The organism is Streptomyces glaucescens (genome assembly GCF_002154375.1).
Lineage (GTDB): Bacteria > Actinomycetota > Actinomycetes > Streptomycetales > Streptomycetaceae > Streptomyces > Streptomyces glaucescens.
Window position 1 is genome coordinate 1 of the sequence record NZ_MUND01000630.1, and the last position, 5,284, is coordinate 5,284.

Here is a 5,284-nt window from a genome sequence, read left to right on the forward strand (position 1 = left end):
GTCGTACGACGGTCCTCCCGCGCGGCGGGAGGACCGTCGTACGACGTGTGGGAGGCGGAGGGATCGATGTCGGGGGCATAGGCACCGCACCCCGGACACACCAGGGCGCCGTTGAGATGCCGACGACACGAGGAGCAATAGTCCATCTGCGGTCTTCCTGAGCTGGCCGTGCCGTCGGCCCGTGGGCCGGGGCGGGGCTGCCTTTCGGACAGGGGATCGAACGGCTTGCCACGCTAATCGGGCTCAGGCCAGGCTGTGTGCAGCCCGTGTGATGCTCCTGGGCGGATTCCCCGGGGCTCGCCCGTGGCGGGCGTGAAGAGCGCACCAGCCGGACGGCCGCCCCGCCCGGCGGTCTCCGCTCCGGACGGTCGGCCACGCCGGACGGTGACCGTCACCTCCCGCCCCCGCGTCGCCAGGACCCACGCCCGCCCCGTCGCCGTCCGCACCACCGTCGCGCCGGGTGCGGTGACGCGCCAGCTGCCCGGCGGCAGGGACAGTTCGGTCAGCCGCGAGCCGTGCCGTGCCGCCCGGTAGACCAGCCGGTACACGCCGGCCCGGGGGTCGTACGACGCGGACGCGACGGTGCCCGCCACGCCCGCCGCGTAGGGCTCGGCGGCGAGTTCCTTGTTGGTGCGGAAGGCGCCGGAGCCGTCGACCGCGCAGTAACCGCCGCCGTAGCACCACACGTAGCCCGCCCAGCCGGAGGTGTAGCGCCCCAGGGACGCCATGGCCTCGCGGTAGAAGCGGCCCATGTTCGGCAGCGCGTTGTTCAGCGGACCCCATTCGCCCACGACCACCGGCACCTTGTACTTCTTCGGATACTCGACCACGGCCCGCTCGTACGCCTCGATCCATCCGGCGCCGGGGTCGTAGTCGGCGCCCGCCTCCATGGCGGTGTTGTAGAAGTGCGGCGCGTACACCACCTTCGGATCGTCGACGCGCCCGAGGCCGGTCGGCACGCCCTCGCCCACGATCGGTGTGGGCTCGACGAAGAGCCAGGCGTCGCGGTCGGCCGAACGGACCGCGTCGGCGAGGCGGTTGTACATCGGGGTGAGCTGGTCCCGCTCGATGCGGCGGGCGGCCGTCGGCAGGTCCTCCCCCTCGCGCAGTTCGCCCATCGGCTCGTTGATCAGGTCGTAGCCCATCACGGCCGGGTGGTGGGCCAGGTGACCGGCGAGGACGCGCCAGGCCTCGGCCTGTGCGCGCCGGAGGTCGGGGTCCTCGTAGAGGTGGGTGAAGGCACGCTGGACGGCGGGCTCGAAGTACTCGGCGAACCAGTCGTCCGGGTGCGGGGTGAACGGCAGCCCGTCGGTCCGGGTCGCCCACGCGGGCACCCCGCGGTGGCCGAAGGCCGGGCCGAACACGTCCTGGTGCGCGTCGATGAGGACCTTGACGTCGTTGCGCGCGGCCCAGTCCAGTACGCGGTCGATCTTCTTCAGGTAGGCGGTGCTGTACTGCCCGGGGCGGGGCTCCAGGTCGTCCCAGAAGACCAGCAGCCGGGCGAAGTTGAAGCCCTGTGCCCGCAGGTCGCGGAAGTGCCGCTCGGTGATGGCCGACAGGGCCTTGTCGCCCCGGTTCGCCTTGTCCTCGACGTTCCAGCCGCGCAGCGTCAGCACCCGCCCGTGCCCGTCGGTGAGGTGAGGAACGGTCTGCTGCTGCTCTTGCTGCTCTTGCTGCTCCTGCTGGGCCTGGGCGGCCGTCGTGGGTGCGAGCAGCGCGCCGGTCGCCGCGCTCACCATCAGGGTCCTGCGCAGCACGGGCAGCCTCCCGGAGATCGGTACGCACCTGAAGCAAAAGTTGACATTTGTTCACTTTTCTCGTCCGAGATGTTCCCATGACGGCTACCACCCAGTAAATACCGTGGGTAACCCCACGTTCGGGAGGTGTCATGAGACGCTCCGGGAGCCGACTCCGGCGCATCACCACCGCCGTCACGGCCGTACTCGCGGTGGCAGCGGCAGCGACAGCCACACCCGTCACCGCCACCACCGCCGCAGCCGCCGACACCGCCGACGGCGTGCGGCCGGCCGCCGCCCGCCCGCTCCCGCCCGGCCTGGAAGCCATCCGGGCCGCAGAGGCCACCGCGCTCTACGGCGACCCCGCCGAACGCCCGCTCGCCGAGCGCAGGTCCGTGCTGATCTCGCTCGGCGACAGCGAGATCTCCGGCGAGGGCGTCGGCACGTACGAACCGCCGACCGACGGCCCCGCGAACTGGTGCCACCGCTCGCCCGAAGCCGCGATCCACCGCACCGCCATCGCCACCGACCTCACCTTCAACGTGGCCTGCTCCGGCGCCTCCACCGGCAACATCCGCGTGGGCGGGGCGCCGCAGTACGCCGACGAACTCGTACAGAGCGACAGCCACGCCATCAAGGCGCGCAACACCCGGATCAAGATGGTGCTGCTCGTCGCGGGCGCCAACGACGACCTCCAGTTCGGGCCCGTCATGACCGACTGCGTCCAGCGCTACCTGCTCTCGCAGGGCCCCTGCGAACCCACGTACGCCCCCGGCTGGCAGGCCCGGGTCGACAACCTCGTCCCCAAGGTCGAACAGACCCTCCGGGACCTGAGGACCGTGATGCGCGACGCCGGTTACGCGGACACCGAGTACAGGCTCGTCGTGATGAGCTACCCGAGCCCCATCGGCCCCGACTTCCGCGACAACCCCGACTTCGCCGGAAAGCTCGCCTGCGGTGGCCTCGGCTACGACTCCGACACCGTGTGGGGCCGCAACACCGCCGTCCCCGCCTTCGAACGCGGCATCCGCGAGGCCGCCGCGGCCACCGGAGCCCGCTACCTGGACACCTCGCGGCTCTTCCACGGCCACGAGGTGTGCATGGACGACCCCTGGGCCCGCGGCCTGTACATCGACCTGTCCAAGCCCGGCATGCCGGACGAGAACTCCGTCCGCCAGTCCTTCCACCCCAACGGCCGCGGCCACGCCGCCTTCGCCTCCTGCCTCACCCGGTTTCACGCCTCGAACCTGCGCGAGGCCTCCTGCGCGGACGTCAACTCCTCCGGGCGGCCCAGCCTCTTCCCGCACGCCTGGGACGACGTCTTCGCCCCGCTGCGGAACCAGGCGACCGGCACCTGCGTGGACGTCAGCGGCTCCCGGACCGCCAACGGCACCGGCGTCCTCGGCTGGGACTGCGCCGGCACCCGCAACCAGCAGTGGTGGTACGACACGGCCCGGCAGACCTTCCACACCGAGCTCACCCAGGACCGCTGCCTGGACGTCCCCGGCGCCCGGTACCGGCCCGGCACCGAGCTGATCGTCTGGAACTGCTCCGGAGCGGCCAACCAGAGGTTCCTCCGCGACGGCGCCACGATCCGCCCGTCCGCGGCGACCGGCCTCTGCCTCACCCAGACGGCGGCCCGGGAGCCGCTGCGCCTGCAGGACTGCGACGGCACGGCCGGCCAGCGGTTCACCTCGCAGGCCCTGCCCGCACACCCGCGGAACGGCCCGTACCCCGCGCTGGATACGGGCCGCCATCCGGACGAGGCCGAGTGAAGGGCCGCTCGCGCGGGCACTCATCACCGGGCCGACGGAACGCCCCGCCCGCTGGACACAGCGCTCGACAGGAGGACGCGGTGACCGCTACGCCCGGACACCTGCTCGCCGAAGCACGCGCACTGCTTCCCGACATCGTCGCCGTACGGCGGAGTCTGCACCGGCTGCCCGAACTGGGTCTGCACCTGCCGCACACCCAGCAGGCGGTGCTCGCCGCACTCGACGGCCTGGGCCTGACGGTCACCACGGGGGAGCGGCTCAGCTCGGTCACCGCGGTGCTGGAGGGCGACCGGCCCGGGCCCACCGTGCTGCTCCGCGCCGACATGGACGCCCTGCCCCAGCAGGAGGACACCGGGCTGGACTTCGCCTCCGAGGTGCCCGGCGCCATGCACGCCTGCGGACACGATCTGCATACGGCGATGCTCGTCGGCGCGGTCCGGCTGCTGGCCGCGCGGCGGGCCGAACTGGCCGGCCGGGTGCTGTTCATGTTCCAGCCGGCGGAGGAGAGCGACGGCGGCGCCCAGTACATGATCGAGGAAGGGCTCCTGGACACCCCGGACGGCGCCGGGATCGCGGCAGCGTTCGCCCTGCACGTCACGACGCGCTTCGAGAGCGGGACCGTCCACCTGCGGCCCGGGCCGACGTTCGCCGCCTCCGACCAGATCCACCTGACCGTCCGCGGCCGGTCCGGCCACGCCTCGGCGCCGCACGTGTCCCTCGACCCCATCCCGGTGGCCTGCGAGATCGTCCAGGCACTGCAGACGCTGACCACCCGCACGGTGGACATCTTCGACCCGGCCGTGATCACCGTCGCCTCGATCCACTCCGGGACCACCACCAACATCATCCCGGAGACCGCCGAACTGCACGGCACCTTCCGCACACTCACCCCGCAGACCCGGCGCCGGGTCCGCGAGGGGATCGACCGGGTCGCCCGGCACGTGGCCGCCGCCCACGGGGCCGCCGTGGAGGTGAACCTGATCGAGGGCTATCCGCCCGTGGTCAACGACGAGACGGTCGCGGCGACCGTCCGCGACACCGCCGCCGACCTGCTCGGAGCGGACCTCGTCCACCGGCTGCCGCAGCCGTTCATGGGTGCGGAGGACTTCTCCTACGTCCTGCGCCGCGTACCCGGCACCATGGCCTTCCTCGGCGCCCGCCGGCCGGGCGACCCCGCCGAGAACGCGCCCGACTGCCACTCCAACCGGGTCGTCTTCGACGAGCCCGCCCTCGCGACCGGCGCGGCCCTGCACGCGGCGGTGGCGCTCACGTGCCTGGCGGCCCGGTAGCCACCACCGCGCCCACGCCGCCTGTTCGAGTTGCCGCGGCCTTACCGCTTCGCCGATCCTGTGTGCTCGGCCGGCGAGGAGGAAGAACCATGGGGCTCATGCTGTATCCCGAGGACGGCGACGAGGACAGCCCGGACGTCTCCTGGTCCTGGACCGGCTTCAGCATGTTCCGGACGTGGCTCGCCCGGGCCGAGGGTCTCGCCCTCGACGAGATGCGCGGTTTCGGCGGACAGCGCCCCTGGACCGAGGTCTCCACCACGCTGGCACCCCTGCTCGACCACCCGGACGACCACGGCCACCTCACGCCGGCGGAGTGCGCCGCGATCCTGCCCCGGCTCGGCGAGATCGCCGAGCAGCCCCGGAAGGACCCCGCCGATCCGGTCACGGAGCGCCGTGTCGCCGATGCCCAGGAACTGGTGGCCGTTCTGCGCCACTGCGTCGACCGGGACGTCAGCCTCGTCTTCGGCTAGGGGGTGTCGTCAAA

The 5,284-nt window shown here is 72.5% G+C and carries 5 protein-coding genes; 3 read left to right on the plus strand and 2 right to left on the minus strand.

The genetic code is table 11. The annotated features are described in order from the left end of the window. Both CCN42_RS46285 and CCN42_RS33495 read right to left on the minus strand, forming a co-directional pair. Positions 1-146: SCO2400 family protein (locus CCN42_RS46285; protein ID WP_422641229.1), on the minus strand; the 146-nt coding region annotated here is incomplete at its 3' end. A gap of 87 nt (positions 147-233) precedes the next feature. Continuing rightward, positions 234-1,739, minus strand: a complete 1,506-nt coding sequence (locus CCN42_RS33495; RefSeq protein WP_086741212.1) for a cellulase family glycosylhydrolase — start codon at positions 1,737-1,739, stop codon at positions 234-236. A gap of 149 nt (positions 1,740-1,888) precedes the next feature. Here CCN42_RS33495 and CCN42_RS33500 point away from each other — a divergent pair, with 149 nt between their 5' ends. From CCN42_RS33500 to CCN42_RS33510, 3 genes are all read left to right on the plus strand, one after another. Continuing rightward, entirely contained in the window at positions 1,889-3,511 is a 1,623-nt protein-coding gene (locus tag CCN42_RS33500) for a ricin-type beta-trefoil lectin domain protein (RefSeq protein WP_086741206.1), read from the plus strand. Between the two features lie 80 nt (positions 3,512-3,591). Beyond that, on the plus strand, positions 3,592-4,800 hold the full coding sequence (locus tag CCN42_RS33505) for a M20 metallopeptidase family protein (protein WP_086741208.1): 1,209 nt from the start codon (positions 3,592-3,594) through the stop codon (positions 4,798-4,800). Between the two features lie 89 nt (positions 4,801-4,889). Further along, positions 4,890-5,270, plus strand: coding sequence for a hypothetical protein (locus CCN42_RS33510; RefSeq protein WP_086741210.1), 381 nt, complete (start codon positions 4,890-4,892; stop codon positions 5,268-5,270). Positions 5,271-5,284 lie beyond the last annotated feature (14 nt).

Bases quoted from the DNA above. Each gene is read 5' to 3' on its own strand.
- CCN42_RS33495 (WP_086741212.1), bottom strand. From the start codon at position 1,739: ATGGTGAGCGCGGCGACCGGCGCGCTGCTCGCACCCACGACGGCCGCC.
- CCN42_RS33500 (WP_086741206.1), top strand. From the start codon at position 1,889: ATGAGACGCTCCGGGAGCCGACTCCGGCGCATCACCACCGCCGTCACG.
- CCN42_RS33510 (WP_086741210.1), top strand. From the start codon at position 4,890: ATGGGGCTCATGCTGTATCCCGAGGACGGCGACGAGGACAGCCCGGAC.